Here is a 21836-nt window from a genome sequence, read left to right as displayed (position 1 = left end):
CTCGCGCTACCGGCCGATTAAGAACCGCAGAACCGCGACGTCAACCGCAGATCAGCCCTGCGGCGTCATTGCCTTGCGCTGCCGGCTTCGTTCCAGCCCCAGTTGCCGTTCGCGCCAGATGATCGCGATGCCCGCGCCGATCACAAGGGCCGCCCCGGCCAGGACGACGGGCGTCGGCGCCTCGGCGAAGACATACCAGCCGATGGCGATGGCAAGCAGCATCGAGACGTAATCGAAAGGCGCCACCAGCGACGCGTCGGCATAGCGATAGGACGAGGTCAGCAGGATCTGCGCCACGCCCCCCAGGATGCCGCTGCCCACCAGCAGCGCGGCCGTGGTGGCATCGGGCATCACCCAGCCAAAGGGCAGCGTCAGCAGCCCCAGCACGGTCGAGGTGAAGGAGAACCAGAACACGATGGCCGAGGTGCGTTCGTTCTGGACCAGCTTGCGGATGAACAGTTGCGCCAGGGCCGCCATGACCGCGCCCCCAAAGGCCGCCACCGCGCCCAGCATCCGATAGGGATCGGCCGGGCCGTTCAGCCGCAGTTGCGGTGACAGCACGATCAGGACGCCGGTCAGCCCCAGCCCCACCATCGACAGGCGGAACAGGCGCACGTCCTCGCCCAGAAACATCGCCGCGAAGATCACCACCAGCAGGGGCGAGGCATAGCCGATCGCCGTTACCTCGGGGAAGGGCAACAGGGCAAGAGCCCAGAAGTTCAGCCCCATGGCGACGGTGCCGACGATGCCGCGATAGAAATGGCCCATGGGGCGCACCGTGCGGAACCCCACCGCCAGTTCGCCGCGCAGGGCCAGCCAGGCCACGATCACCGGGATCGCGAACAGCGACCGGAAGAACACCTGCTGGCCCGGCGGGACGCTGGCGGTTTCCGCCGTGGCCTTCAGCATCGCGGCCATGACCGTGAACACCGCCACGCTGGCGCATTTCAGCAGGATGCCCTGCATCGGGTTCTGAGGTGTCATTCTGGGACCATCCGTCTGGCCCGGCATGGTTAGGCGGCGACACGGCCCGCCGCAAGGGGATTTGCAGATGATGCAGAAATGGCCGCGGTCAGTCGGCGCTGCCCCCTTGTTGGGCCTGCAAGCCCTGGAAATGGCGCCGCAGCCGGTCGAGACCGGCCTCGTCCCAGCCAGGAGGCTGGGTCACCGCCATCCATGGCGCGATGTGGTCGTCATAGGCGTAAAGATGCCCGTGACCCATCGGCACATGCAGGGACACCGCCATGTCGAAGGCAAGCTGCAGGAAGCTGACGATGGGATACCAGCGAAGGTCGGTCGAGACATCGGGCCCGCGCGGCGTCTCCATCCAGTCGGGGCGGCGCCAAGCGGAACCGGGGTCGAAGAAGACGATCGGGTCACTGGCATATTGCAGATAGACGATGCGGATGCCGCCCCAGACATCCTGGGGCGACAGGCCCTGCCGGCCGTTCGTGAAGCGCACCGTCTGGCCCTGGTCCATGCGCGGCAGCCATTCGGGCGAGGCCGGGTCGCGTTCCCGCGTCAGGGTCTGCCACAGGGGGCTGACGAAGGGCGGCCCGACCCACAATGCGCCCGCGAAAGGCTGGTCGATCATCTCGTAGAGCCGCAGCGACTGTTGCGAACTGTAGGCGCCCAGGCTGAGGCCGTAGAGATACAGTTCGGGCCGCTCGCCCTCGGGAAGCGTCCGCCAATGGCGATACACGGCGCTGAACAACTCGCGCCCCGCCTCGGCCGAATATTCGGGTTCGACCAGCAGCGAAATCCAGCTTTGCAGGTAGGAATACTGGATGGCGACCGTCGCCACGTCGCCGCGGTGCAGGTATTCCAGCGTCGTGACCGCCGCCGGGTCAAGCCAGCCGGTGCCGGTCGGCATCGCCACCACAAGGATCGACCGGTCGAAGCCGCCGATCCGGTCCAGTTCAGCCACCGCCAGGGCGGCCCGATCCTCGGCGGTCTCGGCGGCGTTGAGGCCGACATAGGCGCGCAGGGGCTGCATGGTCCTGCCCCCGGTGACGGCGGCAATGTCGGCGGCCGTGGGCGTGGTGTGGACGTAGTTGCGCCCCTCGCGCCCCAGGTCCTGCCAGGCCACCAGGGATGCGGGGCTGCCCGGGCGCATCGGGTCGGACGGGGGCTGGATGTCGGGCGGGATCACCGCGTCGAGCGCGCGGGCCGAACTGTCGGCCGTGCGGATGAAGCCGCTGAACAGAACGCCGTTGGCCAGCGACCACAGCAGGATGCCGCCGATGATCAGCCCCAGCAGATGCGCGGCGCGGCGCGGCATCACCTGTGCGATCCGGGCGATCAGGCGGCGCACGAACAGCGCCGCCAGCTTGCCCAGGATCAGCAGCGCCGCCGCTACCAGAAACGCCAGCGTGCCGATCATGAGGGGAAGTTCGGGCGGGGCGGGGGCCATCCCCATGGCCGCGCGAACGTCGTTCTGCCAATCCGTCGCCTGCGCCAGAAAGGACGCCACAATCAGCGTCGCCAGCGTCGCCAGGGCCAGCAGCACCTGCCGCCCCGTCCGGCCGTGGAGCAGGGGCAGGTCCAGCGTGACCCAGATCCACCGCAGCAGCACGGCCAAGCCGTATCCTGCGGCGAAGCAGACGCCGGCCAGCACGCCTTGCACCCCTTCGCCGCGCGGGATCAGGCTGGGCGTCAGCGAGGCCGCCATCAGCAATGCCCCCAGCACCAGCCCGACGCCCGAGACATTCTCTACCACGAAGCGGAAGAGGCTGGCGGGCAGGGCGGGTCGCGGGTTCGGCATGGGCTCTCCGTTGCGGCACAGGCAGATCAGGACCGAACGGCCCTCGACCGTCAAGCCTTTGCAGGGCAGCCCCGAACCGTCGTGAAGGAAACCCTGGCGATGCGTGCATGGTTGGGTCGCACCGGAAGGAAAGGAACATCCGATGTCCGAAACCCTGCACACCGTCGCCCATGTCGATCTGGACCGCTATCTGGGCACCTGGTACGAGATCTGCCGCCTGCCTCTGAAATGGGAACCCGAGGGCGCGCGCGACATCACCGCGACCTACAAGCTGAACGAGGACGGCACGATCCGCGTGGACAACCGCTGCCTCGACGAGGAAGGAAAGCCGACGCAGGCCTTGGGCCAAGCCAAGCCGGTGGATGACAGCAACGCACGGCTGACGGTCAGCTTCCTGCCGGAATACCTGCGGTGGATCCCCTTCACCAAGGGCGATTACTGGATCATCCGCCTGGCCGAGGACTATGGCGTTTCACTGGTCGGCACCCCCGACCGCAGGAACCTGTGGCTGCTTGCCCGCCGCCACGACCTGCCGCAAGCAATGCGCGACGACTACCTGGCGACCGCGCGGGCCGAGGGTTTCGACCTGTCCGCGCTGATCACGCCCACGCAAAGCGGCAAGATGATCGAGATCCCGCCGGCGTGAAGAAGGGGCAGACTACAGGTCTGCCATCACCTCGTCCTGCACCTGGGCCAGCAGGGCGCAGACATGCGGAACAAAGCTGCGCCAGATGTCCATGCGGAAATCGGTCGGGCCATCGCGCCACAGGATCACGGTGGCGCTGTCGAAGACCGTGCGCGCGGCCGATCCCACGGGCATGGCCGCGATGTTGCGCGGGCAGCAGGAGGCCAGCACGTCCAGCACGGCCGGGCCGGACAGGCGCAGGGTGATTTCCCGGTCGCTGATGTCCACAAGGCTGTGGGGCGCTTGCGCGTAGGCGGCGCGCGCAGGCGCTGCCGGATCCGTGCCCTCGGGCGCCACGATCAGCCATTCGTCGGGCCCAAGGCACAACGCCTCGGTTCCGTTCGCGGCGGCACGGGTGCCCACGCGGGTAGGCAGATCCAGCCCAAGCGCCCGGCCCAGCGTTTCGCGATGGGCAGGCTTGACCCGCAGCGACAGGCGCAGGGATGGGGCCACATCCTCGATACGGATCGCGGCGGCGACGAAATCGTGTTTCTGACTGGTCATCATCGCTTCTCCTTATGCCTTCAGCCGCAGGCCTTCGGGATCATAGAACACCGTCGAGGTGATGCGCGCCTTCCGCACGCCGTCCGGCATTGGCACAAAGACCGTCTCGCCCATCTTGTCGAACCCGCCCTCGATCACCGCCATGGCGATGGGGTGGCCCATGGTGGACTGATAGGATGACGTGACGTGGCCGACCATCCGCATGGGCTTGGGCTGGTCCGGGTCCAGCACGATCTGCGCACCCTCTTGCAGCAGGCTGCCGTCCTCGGTCAGCAGGCCGACAAGCTGCTTGCGACCCTTGGCCGTGATGTCGGGACGCGACAAGGAACGCTTGCCCACGAAGTCCTTCTTGGCCTTGCCGACCGCCCAGTCCAGGCCCGCATCGGCCGGCGTCACCGTGCCGTCGGTGTCCTGCCCCACGATGATATAGCCCTTTTCGGCGCGCAGGACGTGCATCGTCTCGGTGCCGTAGGGGCAGATGTCATAGGGCTTGCCGGCCTCCATCAGCGCGGTCCACAAGGCCAATCCGTGGCGGGCGGGGACATTGACCTCGAAGCCGATCTCGCCGGTGAAGGACAGGCGGAACAGGCGGGCGGGCAGACCGGCGACCGTGCATTCCGCGCAGGACATGTGCGGGAAGTCGTCCCAGTCCAGGCCCTGGACCAGCGGCTTCAGCATGGTCAGCGCGTTGGGCCCGTTCAGCGCGACCGTCGCCCATTGTTCCGTGGTCGAGGTCAGCCAGACATCCAGATCCGGCCATTCGGTCTGGAGGTAATCCTCCATCATCGTCAGCACGCGGGCCGCGCCGCCGGTGGTGGTGGTGACGTGGAACAGGTCGGGTGACAGCCGCCCGATCACGCCGTCGTCGCGGATGAAGCCGTCCTCGCCCAACAGCAACCCATAGCGGCAACGGCCAGGGGCCAGCTTGGTCCAGGGGTTCGTGTACATGCGGTTCATGAACTCGACCGCATCGGGGCCTGCGACCTCGATCTTGCCCAGGGTGGACGCGTCGAAGATCCCCAGGGACGCCCGCGTGGCCTTGCATTCGCGCAGCACGGCGGCGTGCATGTCCTCGCCCGGTTTCGGGAAATACCAGGCGCGGCGCCATTGGGCGACGGGTTCGAAGACCGCGCCATTCGCCTCGGCCCAGGGATCGATGGGCGTCTTGCGGGTCAGTTGGAAGGTCTCGCCCCGCAGGTATCCGCAGAAGGCCCCGAAGCTGGTCGGCGTATAGGGCGGGCGGAAGGTCGTCAGCCCCACCTGCGGCGGAGCCTTGCCCAGGGCATCGGCGGCGATCATCAAGCCGTTGATGTTGGACATCTTGCCCTGGTCGGTCGCCATGCCGTTCGTCGTATAGCGCTTGACGTGTTCGATGGACCGCATCCCCTCGCGCACTGCCAGGCGGATGTCCTTGGCGGTCACGTCGTTCTGGAAGTCGATGAAGGCCCGCGCCTTGCCCGCATTGCCGTCGGTCGGCAGTTCGGTATGGGTGACCCCGGTGCCGGGGCGGTCGTTTCCGACGGTGAAGCGGGCGTCATGCCCCGCGCGGCCCAACCCTGCAAGCGCGCGCAGCCCCGCCGCCGCGCCGTCGGCCAGCACGGGCTGATAGCCCCAGAGGCCGCGCCCCGCGCCGGCAATCTCGCAATCCTCGGTCTTGCGGTCGGGCAGGAAGGTCTGACCGTCCCAGGCCAGCGAACCCTTGGTGTGGGAAAACAGGTGCAGCGAGGGTGTCCAGCCGCCCGACATCAGCAGGCAATCGCAGGCGATGTCATGGCCCGCTCCGACGGTGTCGCCCCGAACAAGGGCGGCACGGACGGATTTCACGCGCAACCGGCCCGTGGTCGTGGTGACGGTGTGGCTGGCAAGCACCTTGATCCCGCGCTTGCGGGCGGCCTCCAGCAGATCCGGGCGCACCGCGTCCCGCGTGTCGATGATGGCCGCGATCCTGGCACCGTGGTCGGCCAGATCAAAGGCGGCATACCAGGCGCTGTCATGGCTGGTCACGACCGCCGGGTTGTCGCCCACGCGCACGCCATACTTGTGCAGATAGGTCTGTGCAGCGCCGGCCAGCATCACGCCGGGACGGTCGTTGCCGTCGAAGACCAGCGGCTTTTCCAGCGCGCCCTGCGCCAGCACGACCTGGCCTGCGCGCACCCGCCACATGCGTTCGCGGGGCGCGCCATTGGGCGGGTTGTCCAGGTGATCCGTCAGCCGCTGGCACAGGCCCACCATGTTCTGGTGGTAATAGCCGATGGCCGTGGTCCGCGTCATCAGCCGCACCCCTGCCGCCCGCAGGCGGCCAAGCTGCGCCTCCACCCAGTCCCAGGCGGGCTTGCCGTCGATCTGCACGGCGGGGTCGGACAGCAGCGATCCACCCATTTCGGGGTTCTCATCGACCAGCGTCACGTCCGCGCCCGACTGCGCGGCGGCCAGAGCAGCGGCAATGCCCGCCGGACCTGCGCCGACGACCAGCACGTCTGTATGCAGATAGCGGCTGGCATAGCGGTCCGGATCTGGTTCCGTGGGCGACTTGCCCAGGCCCGCCGCGCCGCGGATCACGGGTTCATAGACCTTGTCCCAGAAGGATTTCGGCCACATGAAGGTCTTGTAGTAGAACCCGGCCGAGAACAGCATATAAGCCCGGTCGTTGATCGCGCCCAGGTCGAAGGACAGGTTCGGCCACTTGTTCTGGCTTTCCGTGACCAGGCCCGCGCGCAGTTCCTGGACGGTGGCGCGGGTGTTCGGTTCGAACCGACCCGCCCCGCGCGAGGTGCCGATCAGCGCATTCGGCTCCTCGGACCCAGCGGTGACGGCGCCGCGCGGGCGGTGATACTTGAAGGACCGGCCCATCAGGTGAACGCCATTGGCCAGCAGGGCCGAGGCAACCGTATCGCCACGCAACCCCTGGTAGGTCTTGCCGTCGAAGGTAAAGGATACGGGCGCGGAATGATCGACCCGGCCCTTGCCCATGATGCGATAGCGGCTCATTCGACGGTCTCCTGGGGCAGAGGGGGACGGGGCAGGCCCGCCTTGTAGGTCATCAGGAAGCGATCGCTGACCGTGTCGCGCAGGGCGTTGAAGAAGCGCCCGCAACCGACATGCCGCCAGCGTTCGTAATGCGGGCCGCGCGCATTGGTGCGGATGAACAGATAGTCGCGCCATTCCTCGTCCGACAGGGCAGATGGGTCGGCGGGGCGGGCGATATGCGCTTCGCCCGCATAGGTGAATTCCAGCTCGGGCAGGGTGTCTTCGCAATAAGGGCAGCGGATCAGCAACATGGCGGGTTCCTCAATGCGCGACGGCGGCGGCGGCGGCTTCGTCGATCAGCCGGCCGGTGGAAAATCGTTCCAGCGTGAAGGGGGCGTTCAGCGGGTGCGGTTCGTCCTTTGCGACGGTGTATGCCAGCAGATGCGCGGCGCCCGGCGTGGCCTTGAAGCCGCCCGTGCCCCAACCGCAGTTGACATACAGGCCCTTGACCGGCGTCTTGCCCAGGATGGCGGACCGGTCGGGGGTCACGTCCACGATGCCGCCCCATTTGCGCAGCATCCGCATCCGGGTGAAGATCGGGAAGACCTCGCAGATCGCGGCCACGGTGTGTTCGATCAGCGGCAGCCCGCCGCGCTGCGAATAGCTGGTGTACTGGTCGGTGCCCGACCCGATGACCAGTTCGCCCTTGTCGGACTGGCTGATATAGGCGTGGACGGTGTTCGACATGACCACGCAGGGGAAGATCGGCTTCACCGGTTCGCTGACAAGCGCCTGCAGGGGGAAGCTTTCCAGCGGCATCCGCAACCCGGCGCTGTCCATGACGACGCTGGTGTTGCCGGCGGCCGACACCGCGACCTTACGCGCGCGGATGAAGCCCTTGGCGGTATCGACGCCGATCACCGCGCCGTCCGGGCCGCGCCGGATCGCGTTGACCGCGCAGTTCTGGATGATGTCCACCCCCCGCGCCGCCGCCGCGCGGGCATAGCCCCAGGCCACGGCGTCATGGCGCGCGGTTCCCGCCCGCATCTGCAAGGCCGCCCCCACCACCGGATAGCGCGCATCGGGGCTGATGTTCAGCGGCGGGCAGAAGGCCTTGGCCTCTTCCTTGGTCAGCCAGCGGTTGTCCACGCCGTTCAGGCGGTTGGAATGCACGTGACGCTGGAAGGACTGAACGTCATGGGTGTTGTGCGCCAGCATCATCACGCCGCGCTTGGAATACATGACGTTGTAGTTCAGTTCCTGCGAAAGGTTGTCCCACAGATCAAGCGCGTGGTCGTAAAGCTTGGCGCTTTCGTCATACAGGTAGTTCGAGCGGATGATCGTGGTGTTGCGGCCCGTGTTGCCGCCGCCCAGCCAGCCCTTGTCGATCACGGCGACATTGGTGATGCCGTGTTCCTTGGCCAGGTAGTATGCCGCGCCCAAGCCATGCCCGCCCGCGCCGACGATCACCACGTCGTATTCGGCCTTCGGCTGACTGTCGGGCCATTGCTCGCGCCAGCCCTTGTGGCCGTTGAGTGCCTGCTTGAGAAGCGAAAAGGCTGAAAAGCGGGTCATGGCGGGGCGGACCTTCTGGCGATTCCGGTATCGAACCAAAGTGCCAGAAAGCGACGTGGACCGACTGGATCCCTGCGCCAGCACCGTGTTACATTTGCGTCATGCGCGACATGACTGTTCCCCCTGCCAATTCCCTGCGCCTGCGCGTCGGCTTCGTCCTCGCCCGGCGCTTCACGCTGTCGGCCTTTGCCAATTTCGTCGATGTCCTGCGCCTGGCCGCGGACGAGGGCGACCGCTCGCGCCCGATCCGCTGCCAGTGGCGGGTGCTGGCACCATCGTCCCAGCCGGTGCAGTCCAGTTGCGGCATCGCCGTCACGCGGGACGAGAAGCTGGGCGACCCGTCGCGCTTCGACTATATCGTGGTCGTCGGCGGTTTGATCGACGAGATCGAGCGGCTCGAGCCTGACTACATCGCCTTCCTGCACCGTGCGGCCCAGGCGGGCGTGCCGCTGGTGGGGGTCTGCACGGGCGCCTTCATCCTGCACAGGGCAGGCCTGATGGACGGATACCGCTGCTGCGTCAGCTGGTTTCACCACGAGGATTTCCTGGAACAGTTCGACGGGCTGCGCCCTGTGTCCGACCAGATCTACGTCGTGGACCGCGACCGGCTGACCTGTTCGGGCGGGGCAAGTTCGGCCCATCTGGCGGCTTTCCTGATCGACCGGCATATCGGCCGGGCGGCGGCGCAGAAAAGCCTGCATATCATGATCATCGACGAGGCGATGGCCCCCGACGATCCCCAGCCCGGCCTGCCGCTGGATCTGGCGACCGACGATCCGCTGGTCCGCCGGGCGCTGCTGATGCTGCAACAGAACATGGATACACCCCCGGCGGTGGCCGAGGTCGCGGCCCATCTGCAGGTCAGCCGCCGCAAGCTGGAACGGCATTTCGCGGCCTCGCTGGCGATGTCGCCCGCCGATGCGTTTATGCGGATCCGCCTGTCGCAGGTCCGGATGCTGCTGGCGCGCCCCGACCGCACCATCAGCCAGATTGCGGCCGAGACAGGCTTTTGCGACGCATCCCACCTGATCCGCGTGTTTCGCGATGCATCCGGCATGACCCCCGAACAATGGCGCAAGACCGCGCGGCAGGATGCGGCCGCCTGACGCGCCCTCAGCTTGCCAGGGCCAGCACCGTATCCTTGCGCTCAGGGATGGCCAGAACGGATGCCGCGCGCTGAACGCCCCGCTCGCGATAAGGCGAGGTGGCGTAGCGCTCCCGGTAGCATTTCGAGAAATGCGACGAACTGGCAAAGCCGCAGGCCACCGCGATCTCGATCAGGGGCAGGTCCGTGTTCAGCAGCAGTTGCCGCGCACGCGCAAGCCGCGCTTCCAGGTAATACCGCTTGGGGCTGCGGTTCAGGTATCGCATGAACAGCCGTTCAAGCTGGCGCGTGGACATGCCGGCATCTGCGGCCAGTTGCGGGGGACTGACGGGGTTTTCCAGGTTCGCCTCGATCCGTTCGACCACTGCGGCAAGGCGGGGGTGGCGGATGCCGATGCGGGTGGCGATGGACAGCCGCTGGCGATCGCGCCCGGTGCGGATCGCGGTGTGCAGCATCTGGTCCGCGATCTGCGCCGCAAGGTCCGCGCCATGCGCCTGTCCGATCAGGTGCAGCATCATGTCGATCGAAGATGTGCCGCCGCCCGCCGTCAGCCGCGTGCCGTCGTCCACGAAGACCTGCCGGTGCAGATCGACGCCGGGAAAGGATTCCGCGAAGGAATCGTGGTTCTCCCAGTGGATCGTGGCCCGGCGCCCCTCCAGCAGGCCGGCCTTTGCCAGGACATGCGCGCCGGTGCAGACAGCCCCCAGCCTGGCCCCCGTCCGCGCCTGCCGCCGCAACCAGGCCAGCACGGCGCGCGAGGCCTGCGTGGCAATGGCATCGCCTCCGCAGACGATCACCACGTCGTCACGCATGGCCGCAATATCGCCGTCCAGCCCGCCGTCCAGACGGATCTGCGACCCGTTCGAGCAGGTGGCGAAGTCCCCTGCGGCGCCGACCAACCGCCATTCATAAACGGTCGTCCCGCCCATCTTGTTGGCCAGCCGCAGCGAATCCAGGGCCGCGGCAAAGGGCAGCATGGTGAAGCGGTCAAGAAGAAGGAAGATGAAGCGCCGGGTGGTCGGGGGATGCGTCATGGACCCTCTCATTGGCGAAGCTGCAGGCATTCCGTGACGGAAGGGTGACAGACTATCCCGCCCCGGCGGTGGATTTTCGCGACAGAACGATATGAAACTTGCGGCAATCAGCCGGCCCCGCGACGGCCTGTGACTTGACTGCGGGCTGTGCCATGCTGGTTGCCGGATCGGCCCATCCCCAGGAAAGGACATTCTGCAGATGACCAAGGTTTTCGACCAGCCCCAGCTCTTTGCCGAAACCGCGCTGAAGGGCTTTTGCGCGGCCAATGCCGACCGCGTGGCAATGGTCCCCCATGGCGCCGTTCGCGCAGCACCTGGCGCGCCAGGCAAGGTGGCGCTGCTGGTCGGCGGCGGATCGGGCCATTATCCCGCCTTTCTGGGCTATGTCGGAACGGGATTTGCCGATGCGGCCGTGGCGGGCGACGTCTTCGCCTCGCCTTCGGCCGCCTGGATCCACGGCGTTGCCAAGGCTGCGAACCGCGGCGGCGGGGTCATCATGGGCTTTGGCAACTATGCGGGGGACGTGATGAACTTCGGGACTGCTGCCGAACGGCTGCGGGCCGAGGGGATCGACGCCCGCCTTCTGGTGGTTACGGATGACGTGGCAAGCGCGCCTGCCGGTGAACGGGCCAGGCGGCGCGGCGTGGCGGGCGACCTGCCCGTCTTCAAGATCGCCGGCGCGGCAGCCGAGGCGGGAATGGACATCGACGCGGTGATGGCCGTCGCAGAAAAGGCCAACGGCGCCACCGTCTCGTTCGGGATCGCCTTTGACGGCTGCACGCTGCCGGGGCAGGGCAAGCCGCTGTTCGCGGTGGATGCGGGCCAGGTCGGCATCGGCCTGGGCATCCATGGCGAACCCGGCATCAGCACCCAGGCGATGGTGCCCGCGGCCGATCTGGCGCGCATCCTGCTGGATCCGCTGCTGGCCGAGCGTCCTGCAGGCCATGACGGCCGCGTGGCGGTGATCCTGAACGGCCTCGGGCGCACGAAATACGAGGAACTGTTCGTCCTCTGGCATCACCTGACCGGTCTTCTGGCCGAGGCGGGCCTGACCGTGGTCCAGCCCGAGGTCGGTGAATTCGTCACCAGCCTCGACATGGCCGGCTGCTCTCTGACGATAACCTGGCTCGACGACGAGCTTGAGGCCTTCTGGCGCGCCCCCGCCGACGCCCCCGCATTTCGCAAGGGGACCGTGGCCCCGCCGCCGGCGGCCGAGGCACGCGACAACCACACCGCGAGCGTGGCCGAGGTCGTTCCCGGCAGCCCGCAATCGCAGCAGGCGGGGCACCGCGTGGCCGCGCTGATCGGCCATGTCGCGAATGCCCTTGCGGATGCCGAGGAGGAACTGGGCCGCCTGGATGCCCAGGCGGGCGACGGCGATCATGGGCAGGGCATGGCGCGGGGTTCCGCCGCCGCCGCCGCTGCCGCCGAAAAGGCGGTGATCGCCGGGGCGGGCGTGGGAACTGTCCTGTCGCTTGCGGGCGATGCCTGGGCCGAACGCGCGGGCGGAACCTCGGGCGCGCTGTGGGGCGAGGCGCTGCGTGCCTGGGGACAGGTGCTTGGCGATGCGGACACGCCATCGGCCTTGGCCGTTGCGCGGGGGGCGCAGGCGGCCCTTGAGGCGATCATCAGGCTGGGCGGCGCAAAGGTCGGCGACAAGACGCTGGTGGATGCGCTGATGCCCTTTGTCCAGGTGCTGAACGAACAGGTCGCAGCGGGCGAAAGCCTCGGCGTGGCCTGGGCCGCCGCTGCCGCCCGCGCCACTGATGCCGCCGATGCCACCGCGCAACTGACGCCACGGCTGGGCCGTGCGCGGCCCCTGGCCGAGCGCAGCCTTGGCCATCCGGATGCGGGCGCAGTGTCGCTGGCGCTTTGCGCCCGCGTGGTCGGCGCGAAGCTGGGGTAAATGCCCGGCTGCAAGGGCGATGGCGGACAGGCCAGCGGGATCCGGCCCTGGAACCGATCCGGAAGCCGCCGCGTTATGCGCAGCGCCACAAGGGGACAATCTGCGGGCATGACGGACCTGATTGCGATCCTATACCGCAGCGAAGCCTTGACCAAAGCCGGAAGCGGAGAAGACACCCGCATTCTGACCGCTGCCCAGGGCCGCAACGGATCCCTTCTGGTGACAGGCTTTCTTCACCGGGAAAACGATGTCTTCTACCAGTGGCTGGAAGGTCCCGCGGCGGCGGTGCGCACCGTCTTCGCCTCGATCGCGGCCGACCGCCGGCACCGCGATGTCCGCAAGCTGAGCGAGTTCGCCATCGATGAACGCAGCTTTCCCCGCTGGTCGATGGCCTATTCCGACGGGTCGGCCACGTCTCTGTTCGACTGGGCTGCCAAGGCGGGCATCTCGCTTCACATGGTGCAGCCGGACCGGATCCTCGCCTTCCTGCAATATTGCAGCCAGAGGAGCCTGTTCTGACAGGATGCGGCGCAGGGGCGGCAATGTTGCGCTTGGTCGCTGCTGCGCTTGAACCCGCGCACCGTCATCACGCCAAGGCAGGCTTCATGGCAGGGGCGGGGGACATTGCCCCCGCCCCGGCTGGTCAGACCGCCGTTGCGGTCATCTCATAGGCGAAGGACTTGGCATCCAGTTCGTCAAGCTTGCCCTGCGGGGTCAAACCCTGCGGATACATCAGGAAGGGCAAGGTTTCTCCGTCGCGGCCGGGCAGCGCCAGGTCGCTGGCAGTGTTGAAGGCGACCCAGTTGCCTTCCCAATTGCCTTGCAGCGCGGCGTTGACCGGCGCGACCAGCGGATCGGCGGGATCCTTGATCCAGGTCTCGGTTTCCGCGCGCATGACCTTCAGCACGTCCGCCGGATCCATCGCGACCCAGCCAAGGCCCGACAGCCAGACCTCGGCCCGGCAATGCTGCGCGCCGGTAACGGTGGGGCTGTTCGCGCCAAGCTGCTTGTAGCCAAAGGCCGAAGGCGCGACCCGCACGCCATAGACATCGCGCGCCGGAACGCCCGCCGCCCGGACAAGGCCCACGAACAGGCCGTTCAGGTCGGCGCATTTCCCGCCAAGGCCCGCAGTCGTCAGCGTGGCCTGGATGTCGCCCGACCCGCAGCCCGCCACGTCCATGTCGCGGTGGCAGTTGGCGACGATCCAGGCATAGACCGCCGCGACCTTTTCGCGATCGGTGACGGCGCCCTTGGTGATCTGCGCGGCCTTCTCGGCGACGATCCCGTCCAAGGGCTTGTGGCTGCTGCCGGTCAGCGCGGCCTGCAGGACGGCCGGATGCTCGGAAACTCGGGCGGTCTTGGACCAGTCCGTCACGCGGCCGCGCGTCTCGACCCGGCTGGTCAGGGTCAGGGTCGGCTTTTCCGTGCCTGCGTCGAAACGGGCGTGCAGCATCTTTGCGCCGCTGGCGGGGTCGGTGACGATCTCGGCCTGGGCCGCGTTGCCCGTGAAGCTGTCGCCGACCGACCGCTGCCATTCGGTCTGGACCGAGGGCACCGGCAGCCAGACCTGCGAAGGGCCGTTCTTTGCAAGCGTGATCGTCGTCTGCAGGTCGTAGGCAGTCCATTCGCCCACCTGCGGCGCATAGGTCTGGCCCGCGAAGGCCGGGCGCAGCGCAAGCGGCATCATCGGCAGAAGCCCTGCGGCAAGGCCGGCCTTGAGGATGGAACGGCGGGTAGAGCGGGACATAGGGATTCCTTTCGTGGCCGGGTCTTCTTCCATGATGCGACATTTCCCGCCGATCCGGAAGCGCCTGATCATCATCGTGCTGGTCATGCGGTTTCCGCCTGATATGCTGGGCATCACGGCGCTAGATGGACCCGCCGTCCCTCCCGAAAAAGAAATTGCATTTTATCTTGACGAAGTGCACCATGCCTTGGATCGCGAACATGCGACATGAGGGAGGATACAATGACGTTCTTTCGTTCCCGGCTGGCGGCAGCCTGGCTGGTCGCCGCTGGCGCAACCCTGGCGGCTCCTGCGACGATGGCCCAGGATCTGGAACTGTCGATCATCGCGCCCGCGGGCGCCGGCGGGGGCTGGGATTCGGCGGCGCGCGCGCTGCAAGAGGTGATGATGTCCACCGGCAACGCACGCAGCGTGCAGGTGATCAACGTCCCCGGCGCGGGCGGCACCGTCGGCCTGGCGCAGTTCGTCCAAGGCGCGGCCGGCAGCCCGAACCAGATGCTGGTGGGCGGCATCACGATGGTCGGCGCGATCATCACCAACAAGGCGCCCTACGACCTGACCGCCGTCACCCCCATCGCGCGGCTGACCGGCGACCCGCTGGTGATCGTGGTCCCCGCCTCGTCGCCCTATCAGACGATGGCCGACCTGATGGAAGGCATCAAGGGCGACGTGGAACGCACGATCTGGGCCGGCGGCTCGGCCGGTGGCGCGGACCACATGCTGTCGGCCCTGGTGACCCAGGCTGCCGGCCAGGACCCGGCCAAGGTGAACTACGTCGCCTATTCCGGCGGCGGCGAGGCCCTGGCGGCGATGCTGGGCGGGCAGGTGACGGCGGGGATTTCCGGCTATGGCGAATGGCAGGGGCAGATCGAATCGGGCGACCTGCGGGCGCTCGCGATCTCGTATCCCGAACCGATCGAGGGGATCGAGGCCCAGCCCCTGAAGGCCCAGGGCATCGACATCGAACTGGTCAACTGGCGCGGCATCTTTGCCGGTCCCGACCTGGCCGAAGCCGACAAGGCCGCCCTTGAGCAGGCGATTGCCCAGACGGTGCAATCGCCCGAATGGAAGGAACTGCTGGCCGCGCGGGGCTGGTCCGACTACTACGCGCCGTCGGACGAATTCACGGCCTTCATCGCCTCGGAATCCGAACGGGTGAAGTCGATCCTGACCTCGATCGGCCTGGCCGAGTGACGTGACCGGGACGGGGGCCGGGCGGTCCCCGTCTTTCTTTCAAACCGGGGGAAACGTCTTGTCCACACCCACCGCCAAGGGGCTGCACAAGCCCACGCTTGTCATCGGCATCGGCCTGTTCGTCCTTGCCTTCATCACCTGGCGCGACGCCAGTGCGATGCAGATCCGCGCCACCTACGGGATGGGCGCGGACGCCGCGTCCTATTTCGTCGCGCTGTTCCTCGCGGTGATGGGGGCGGGCCATCTTGTGGCCGCGTTCCGCTGGCAGGACGACCCCGGCCCCACCGACTGGAAGGCCGTGGGCTGGGTGGCCCTGGGCCTTGCCAGCCTGATCGCCGCCCTGTGGTTCGGAGCGGGCTTCATCGCCGGCTCGACGCTGCTGTTCGTCTTCACCGCCCGTGCCTTCGGCCGCCGCGCCTGGCTGGCCGACCTGGCCCTGGGCTTCGTGCTGTCCCTGGGCATCTTCCTGCTGTTCAACAAGCTTCTGACGCTGTCCCTGCCGATGGGCCCGCTCGAGCGGCTGTTCTAGAAAAGGCGTCACCATGGAATCGCTTGCCTTTCTGATGCAGGGCTTCGGCACCGCGCTTGACCCGATGAACCTGGCCTTTGCCGCCATTGGCGTGCTGCTGGGCACGGCGGTGGGCGTTCTGCCCGGCATCGGCCCCGCGCTGACCGTGGCGCTGCTTTTGCCCATCACCTTCAAGCTTGATCCGGGCGGATCGCTGATCATGTTCGCGGGCATCTATTACGGCGGGATGTACGGCGGATCGACCACAGCGATCCTGCTGAACACACCGGGCGAAAGCGCCTCGGTCGTCACCGCGCTTGAAGGCAACCAGATGGCCCGGCGCGGTCGCGGCGGCCCGGCCCTTGCCACGGCGGCCATCGGATCCTTCGTGGCCACGCTGATCGCCACGGCGGGGCTAGCCTTCTTCGCGCCGATGCTGGTCAAGGTGGCGATCCAGTTCGGGCCCTGGGATTATTTCGGGCTGATGCTGATCGCCTTCGTCACCGTCTCGGCCACCTTCGGATCCTCGCCGCTGCGGGGGCTGACCAGCCTGGGGCTGGGCCTGTGGCTGGGCCTTGTGGGCATCGACCAGCTGACCGGCCAGACGCGCCTGGCCTTCGGCGTGCCGAACCTGCTGGACGGGATCGAGGTGACGACGCTGGCCGTCGGCCTGTTCGCCCTGGGCGAGGCGCTGCATGTCGCGTCCCGCCACCTGTTCAGCGACGAAAAGCCCATCGCGATCAAGGGATCCGTCTGGATGTCGCGCGAGGACTGGAAGCGGTCCTGGAAGCCCTGGCTGCGCGGCACCGCCATCGGCTTTCCCATCGGCGCCCTGCCCGCCGGCGGGGCCGAAATCCCGACCTTCCTGTCCTATACGACCGAACGCAAGCTGGCCGCCAAGCCCGAGGAATTCGGCCAGGGCGCCATCGAGGGCGTGGCCGGTCCCGAATCCGCCAACAATGCCTCGGCCGCGGGAACGCTTGTGCCGCTTCTGACGCTGGGGCTGCCCACCTCGGCCACGGCGGCGGTGATGCTGGCGGGCTTCCAGCAATACAACCTCCAGCCCGGACCGCTGCTGTTCGTGCAGCACCCGGATCTGGTCTGGGGTCTGGTCGCCTCGCTGTTCATCGCCAACGTGATGCTGCTGATCCTGAACCTGCCGCTGGTGGGCCTTTGGGTTCGGCTGCTGAAGATCCCGTTGCCCTGGCTTTATGCGGGCATCCTGGTCTTCGCCTGCATGGGCACCATCGCCGCCAATCCATCGGTGGTGGAACTGATGATGCTGGTGGCCTTTGGCGTGCTGGGCTTCCTGATGCGGCGCTATGACTATCCCATTGCGCCGGTGGTGGTGGGGCTGATCCTGGGGCCGATGGCCGACAGCGCGCTGCGCCGGTCCCTGCAGATGAGCCTGGGCGACCCGATGATCCTGCTGCAGCACCCCGGATCGGCCATCATGATCGCCATCGCGGCTATTGCCCTGGTAGCGCCCTTCGCCTTCAAGGGCCTGGCCCGCTTCCGCCAGGACGAGGACTGACCCCCTGCACCCTTTGCGGCGCGGTCCCCCTGCGGGGCCGCGCCTCTGATCCCGACAGGAGGATGCATGGCCAGAGCGAGCCTTTCGCCTCAGATCATGGCGCGGATCGTCGATCACGCGCGGCAGCACGACATGAAGGCAGGCCAGCACTTGCCCGCGCAGGTCCTGGCCGACAGCTTCAAGGTGTCGCGCCAGCCCATCGTCGGCGCGCTGAAGAAGCTGCAGCAGATGGGCATCGTCCAGGCCTCGCCCAATCGCGGCTATTTCCTGGCCTGCCACGCGGCTGATATTCCCGCAATCGATGCGGAAGCAGCGGGCGACGACGGGCTTTACAACCGCATTGCCGCCGACAAGCTGGCGGGCAACCTGCCCGACCGCCTCAGCGAGAACGAGTTGATCCGCCTTTACGGCGTCACGCGCGGGCGGCTGCTGCGGGTCCTGCGCCAGATCGCCGACGAGGGCTGGATCGAGCGGCTGCCCGGCAATGGCTGGGAGTTTCGCGAGATCCTGACCTCGCCCAAGGCCTATGCCGATGCCTATCAGTTCCGTGCCGCAACCGAGATGCAGGCCCTTCTGCTGCCCAGCTTCCGCATCGATGACGCAGCCTTCGCCGCCGCCCGCCGCCACCAGCAGGCCCTGCTGCAAAGCTATGGCAGCGAAAGCCGCGAAAAGGTCTTCGGCACCAATATCGAGTTTCACGAGATGCTGATGACCTGCGCCAACAACGACTTCTTCCTGGATGCGGTCCGGCGCGTGAACCGTGTCCGGCGGCTGATGGAATACAGCATCACCCATGACCGGACGCGGATGCCCCAGCAATGCCGCGAACACCTGCAGATCCTGGACCTGATCGAGGAACGCGACATGCAGGCCGCCGCGACCTTTCTTTACCGCCACATCCGCGAAGCCGGGAATATCAAGACAAGCCTGCTGGGCTGACTGATTGCATTTAATAATCACTTAATGCTATTCTGGCGCGACAGCGGGGGATGGGCGATGCAGCATGTAACGACATATGGCGGATGCCGGATCATCGACCTGCCCGCCGCCGCCGGCGCGGACCTTCGGCGCCTGCCGCATATCCACCGCCTGCTGCTGGAAAACCTGCTGCGTGCCTCGTCAGATCCGGAACAGGGGCGGCAAGCGATCCTGGACTGGCTGGCGACCGGCCGCAGCACGGCCGAGATCCCCTTCCAACCGGCCCGCGTGCTGATGCACGACACCACTTGCGGCCCAGCCCTCGTCGACATCGCCGCCATGCGGTCCGCCCTGGCCGAGGCAGGCCATGACCCGGCATTGCTGAACCCGGTGCTGCCCGTCGATGTCTCTACCGATCATTCGCTGGCCGTCGATGCCTATGCCAGCCCTGGCGCGATGGAACGCAACATCGCCAATGAATACCGCCGCAACGGCGAACGCTATCGCTTCATGAAATGGGCGACGAATGCCCTGTCGAACTTCCGTGTCCACCCGCCCGGCACAGGCATAATGCATACGCTGAACCTGGAACGGCTGGCGAGCGTCGTCACCACGCGCAACGGCTGGATGATGCCCGACACGCTGATCGGCACCGACAGTCATACGCCCATGATCAACGGCATCGGCGTCCTCGGCTGGGGCGTCGGCGGAATCGAGGCCGAAAGCGTGTTCTTCGGGATGCCCGTCATGCTGCGCGTGCCCGAGGTGGTCGGCGTCAGGCTGACGGGACGGCTGCCCGAGGGCGTGACGGCGACCGACCTTGCGCTGACGGTGACGGAACGGCTGCGCCGGATCGACCTTTCCGACCGCTTCGTCGAGTTTTTCGGACCGGGTGTTTCGACCCTGTCGGCGGGCGACCGGGCCGTCGTCGCCAACATGACACCCGAGTTCGGGGCGAATACGGGCTTCTTTCCTGTCGATGCCGCCACCATCGCCTATCTGCGCCAGACCGGGCGCCCTGCGGATCATTGCGCCATCGTCGAGGGGTATTGCCGCCGCCAGGGCCTCTGGTTCGATCCGACGGAAACCCCGGTCTTCACCGACAGCCTGACGCTGGACCTCTCGACAGTCGAAGTCAGCCTGGCTGGTCCCCGCCGCCCGCAGGATCGGATCCCGGCATCCGCCACGGCCCAGGCGACCGCCGCCCTGCGCGGCGCAGCCCAGCCCGCCCCCGAGGGCCAGTCCCCGGATGGGGCCGTCGCCATCGCGGCCATCACCAGTTGCACCAATACCAGCGATCCGCGCCTGCTGGTCGCCGCCGGCCTGGTCGCGCGCAAGGCCCGTGCGCTTGGGCTGCGCCCGCCCGGCCATGTGAAGACCTCGCTTGCGCCCGGATCGCCCACCGCCGAACGCTATCTGCGCCGGGCCGGCCTGCTGGAGGATCTCGAGGCCATGGGCTTTGGCATCGTGGGCTATGGCTGCACCACCTGCATCGGCAATTCCGGCCGGCTGCCGGACACGGCGATCCAAGCCCAGGCCGAGGGGCGACTGCAGGTGGCCGTCCTGTCCGGCAACCGCAACTTTCCCGGCCGCGTCCATCCGCAACTGGACGCAGGCTTCCTTGCCTCGCCGCCGCTGGTGGTGGCCTTCGCGCTTGCAGGCGATGTGGAACGCGACATCCTGCGCGATCCCATCGCACCGGGCGTCCACCTGTCGGACATCTGGCCCACGGGGGCCGAGATCGACGCGGCCCTGGCCCAAGCCATCGACAGTGCCGATTATCAAGCCGCCTATGACGGGGCCGAGGCAAGCGCAATGTGGCGTGACCTGGATGCACCCGCGACACCGCTGTTCCCGTGGGATCCGGCCTCGACCTATATCCGCCGTCCGCCCTTCGCGGGCTTCGCGGGTCCGCGCGACCCCCGGATCAGCGCCGCGCCGATCCTGGTGCTGGGGGACGACATCACGACCGACCATATCTCGCCCGCAGGCGCGATCCCGCGGAACAGCGACGCGGGCCGTCATCTGGTGGAACAGGGCGATCCGGTCCATGACCTCAACGTCTATTCCTCGCGCCGGGGAAACTGGCAGGCGATGCTGCGGGGGCTATTCACCAACCGCGCGGTGCGGAACCTGCTGGCCCCCGGCATTCCGCCCGGCAGCACGATCCTGCCCGACGGCCAGATCATGCCGCTGTGGCAGGCGGCGGACCTTTATCGCGCCGAAGGGATGCCCGTGGTGATCGTCGCGGGCGAACGCTATGGCATGGGATCGTCGCGCGATTGGGCGGCCAAGGGCGCGGCGCTGCTGGGCACGCGTGCAGTGCTGGCCGTGGGTTTCGAGCGCATCCACCGCGCCAACCTGATCGGCATGGGGATCGTTCCGCTGCGCCTGTCTGCGGGCGTCACCCCGCAGTCGCTGGCCCTGACGGCCAACGACAGGATCGACATCGACCTTGACCCCGCCTTGCTGTCACCCCGCACGCAGGTCCGGGTGACGCTGCGCCGGGCTTTCGGAGCGGTGGAGGTTTTCGAGGCCCAAGCTGCCATCGAAACCCATCTGGAAGTCGAGACGCTGGCGATGGGCGGGCTGATGCCGCTGATCCTGGATCGGGTGACGCAAGGCCCGTTTCAAGCTGGCAAGCCGCAGGCCGCGATCTTGCGCACCGACCCATCGTGACCTACATCTTGGTCAGAAAAGGGGACATGCCATGCGGATTGCCATTGCCGAAGCCAAGGCCCAGTTCGCCGACCTGATCCGCCGCGCCGAGGCGGGCGAGGAGATCGAACTCACCCGCTATGGCCGCCCCGTGGCGCGCCTGACCGCCTCGCCCGCCCGTGCCAACAGCTTGATCGGCTGCGCCAAGGGACAATTCCGGCTTCCCGACGACATGGACGAAGGCGACGACCAGGTTGCCGACCTGTTCCGGGCCAGCCGCATCCTGCCAGGATGAGGCTGCTTCTGGACACCCACATCGTCCTGTGGGCGATGCTGGACGACCCGCGCCTTCCGCCTCGACTGCGGGACGCCATTGGCGGCGCCGAAGCCGTCCACATCAGCGCCGCCTCCGTCTGGGAGGTGTCGATCAAGGCGGGCCTTGGCAAGATGGACGTGCCGCATGACCTGTTCGATCGCGTGCTTGCCGCAGGCGCGCAGCCCCTGCCGGTCACATGGGTCCATGCCCGTGCGGTGGCAGCCTTGCCCCAGCATCACGCCGATCCCTTCGACCGCCTGCTGATCGCCCAGGCAGGGGCCGAGCGGTTGACGCTGGTGTCCGTAAACCGGCAGTTCCGCGCCTATGACGTGGCGCTGCTGGACGACTGACCTGCCGCCGCTGTCCAAACTGTGATCCCCACCCGCCGCGATCCGCCGCTAGGATCCCGCCACACGCAAAC

20 protein-coding genes are annotated in these 21836 nt (G+C 67.5%); 12 read left to right on the top strand and 8 right to left on the bottom strand.

Going from position 1 to position 21836, the window contains the following annotated elements; all coding sequences use genetic code 11:
* Window positions 1-51: 51 nt before the first annotated feature.
* Window positions 52-984, bottom strand: a complete 933-nt coding sequence (locus FIU66_RS16990; RefSeq protein ID WP_167624075.1) for a DMT family transporter — start codon at window positions 982-984, stop codon at window positions 52-54.
* 88 nt (window positions 985-1072) lie between these two features.
* Window positions 1073-2818 carry an alpha/beta hydrolase gene (locus tag FIU66_RS16985; protein WP_370528977.1) on the bottom strand — a complete coding sequence of 582 codons (1746 nt, stop codon included), beginning with the start codon at window positions 2816-2818 and terminating at the stop codon, window positions 1073-1075.
* A gap of 88 nt (window positions 2819-2906) precedes the next feature.
* On the opposite strand from FIU66_RS16985, the gene FIU66_RS16980 reads away from it, so the two are divergent.
* On the top strand, window positions 2907-3410 hold the full coding sequence (locus tag FIU66_RS16980) for a lipocalin family protein (RefSeq protein WP_167624074.1): 504 nt from the start codon (window positions 2907-2909) through the stop codon (window positions 3408-3410).
* 12 nt (window positions 3411-3422) lie between these two features.
* On the opposite strand, the gene FIU66_RS16975 is transcribed toward FIU66_RS16980, so the two are convergent.
* The 4 genes from FIU66_RS16975 to FIU66_RS16960 are packed head-to-tail and all read right to left on the bottom strand — an operon-like array spanning window position 3423 to window position 8495.
* Window positions 3423-3956 carry a sarcosine oxidase subunit gamma gene (locus FIU66_RS16975; protein ID WP_370528976.1) on the bottom strand — a complete coding sequence of 178 codons (534 nt, stop codon included), beginning with the start codon at window positions 3954-3956 and terminating at the stop codon, window positions 3423-3425.
* A 9-nt stretch (window positions 3957-3965) separates the two neighbouring features.
* The gene (locus FIU66_RS16970; RefSeq protein WP_167624073.1) at window positions 3966-6941 is read right to left on the bottom strand and encodes a sarcosine oxidase subunit alpha; all 2976 of its coding nucleotides are present in this window, start codon (window positions 6939-6941) and stop codon (window positions 3966-3968) included.
* Window positions 6938-7231 (bottom strand): sarcosine oxidase subunit delta, encoded by a 294-nt coding sequence (locus FIU66_RS16965; RefSeq protein ID WP_167624072.1) that lies wholly within the window; start codon window positions 7229-7231, stop codon window positions 6938-6940. Before FIU66_RS16965 ends, FIU66_RS16970 begins: the two co-directional genes overlap by 4 nt.
* 10 nt (window positions 7232-7241) lie before the next feature.
* Window positions 7242-8495 (bottom strand): sarcosine oxidase subunit beta family protein, encoded by a 1254-nt coding sequence (locus FIU66_RS16960; RefSeq protein ID WP_167624071.1) that lies wholly within the window; start codon window positions 8493-8495, stop codon window positions 7242-7244.
* A gap of 110 nt (window positions 8496-8605) precedes the next feature.
* Between FIU66_RS16960 and FIU66_RS16955 the strand changes: the two genes are divergently transcribed.
* Window positions 8606-9601, top strand: coding sequence for a GlxA family transcriptional regulator (locus tag FIU66_RS16955; protein ID WP_167624070.1), 996 nt, complete (start codon window positions 8606-8608; stop codon window positions 9599-9601).
* A gap of 7 nt (window positions 9602-9608) precedes the next feature.
* Here the strand turns inward: FIU66_RS16955 and FIU66_RS16950 are convergent, their stop codons facing one another.
* On the bottom strand, window positions 9609-10634 hold the full coding sequence (locus FIU66_RS16950; RefSeq protein WP_370528975.1) for a GlxA family transcriptional regulator: 1026 nt from the start codon (window positions 10632-10634) through the stop codon (window positions 9609-9611).
* Between the two features lie 199 nt (window positions 10635-10833).
* On the opposite strand from FIU66_RS16950, the gene FIU66_RS16945 reads away from it, so the two are divergent.
* Window positions 10834-12540: a dihydroxyacetone kinase family protein gene (locus FIU66_RS16945; protein ID WP_167624068.1), complete on the top strand. Its 1707-nt coding sequence runs from the start codon at window positions 10834-10836 to the stop codon at window positions 12538-12540.
* Between the two features lie 108 nt (window positions 12541-12648).
* Window positions 12649-13059: a BLUF domain-containing protein gene (locus FIU66_RS16940; protein ID WP_167624067.1), complete on the top strand. Its 411-nt coding sequence runs from the start codon at window positions 12649-12651 to the stop codon at window positions 13057-13059.
* 124 nt (window positions 13060-13183) lie between these two features.
* On the opposite strand, the gene FIU66_RS16935 is transcribed toward FIU66_RS16940, so the two are convergent.
* Window positions 13184-14287, bottom strand: a complete 1104-nt coding sequence (locus FIU66_RS16935) for a transglutaminase family protein (protein WP_167624066.1) — start codon at window positions 14285-14287, stop codon at window positions 13184-13186.
* 31 nt (window positions 14288-14318) lie between these two features.
* Here FIU66_RS16935 and FIU66_RS16930 point away from each other — a divergent pair, with 31 nt between their 5' ends.
* From FIU66_RS16930 to FIU66_RS16895, 8 genes are all read left to right on the top strand, one after another.
* Window positions 14319-14498 carry a hypothetical protein gene (locus FIU66_RS16930; RefSeq protein ID WP_167624065.1) on the top strand — a complete coding sequence of 60 codons (180 nt, stop codon included), beginning with the start codon at window positions 14319-14321 and terminating at the stop codon, window positions 14496-14498.
* An 11-nt stretch (window positions 14499-14509) separates the two neighbouring features.
* Window positions 14510-15481 (top strand): tripartite tricarboxylate transporter substrate binding protein, encoded by a 972-nt coding sequence (locus tag FIU66_RS16925; protein ID WP_167624064.1) that lies wholly within the window; start codon window positions 14510-14512, stop codon window positions 15479-15481.
* A 58-nt stretch (window positions 15482-15539) separates the two neighbouring features.
* Window positions 15540-16010 (top strand): tripartite tricarboxylate transporter TctB family protein, encoded by a 471-nt coding sequence (locus tag FIU66_RS16920; protein WP_167624063.1) that lies wholly within the window; start codon window positions 15540-15542, stop codon window positions 16008-16010.
* 13 nt (window positions 16011-16023) lie between these two features.
* Entirely contained in the window at window positions 16024-17523 is a 1500-nt protein-coding gene (locus FIU66_RS16915) for a tripartite tricarboxylate transporter permease (protein WP_167624062.1), read from the top strand.
* 66 nt (window positions 17524-17589) lie between these two features.
* Window positions 17590-18462, top strand: coding sequence for a GntR family transcriptional regulator (locus tag FIU66_RS16910; protein ID WP_167624061.1), 873 nt, complete (start codon window positions 17590-17592; stop codon window positions 18460-18462).
* 57 nt (window positions 18463-18519) lie between these two features.
* Window positions 18520-21120: an aconitate hydratase AcnA gene (locus FIU66_RS16905; RefSeq protein WP_167624060.1), complete on the top strand. Its 2601-nt coding sequence runs from the start codon at window positions 18520-18522 to the stop codon at window positions 21118-21120.
* A gap of 31 nt (window positions 21121-21151) precedes the next feature.
* Window positions 21152-21394, top strand: a complete 243-nt coding sequence (locus FIU66_RS16900; RefSeq protein ID WP_167624059.1) for a type II toxin-antitoxin system Phd/YefM family antitoxin — start codon at window positions 21152-21154, stop codon at window positions 21392-21394.
* Window positions 21391-21765 carry a type II toxin-antitoxin system VapC family toxin gene (locus FIU66_RS16895; RefSeq protein WP_167624058.1) on the top strand — a complete coding sequence of 125 codons (375 nt, stop codon included), beginning with the start codon at window positions 21391-21393 and terminating at the stop codon, window positions 21763-21765. Before FIU66_RS16900 ends, FIU66_RS16895 begins: the two co-directional genes overlap by 4 nt.
* Window positions 21766-21836 lie beyond the last annotated feature (71 nt).

This window comes from Paracoccus sp. AK26 (assembly GCF_011801365.1).
Taxonomy (GTDB): domain Bacteria; phylum Pseudomonadota; class Alphaproteobacteria; order Rhodobacterales; family Rhodobacteraceae; genus Paracoccus; species Paracoccus aerius.
This window is presented reverse-complemented; position numbering and strand designations above follow the sequence as displayed.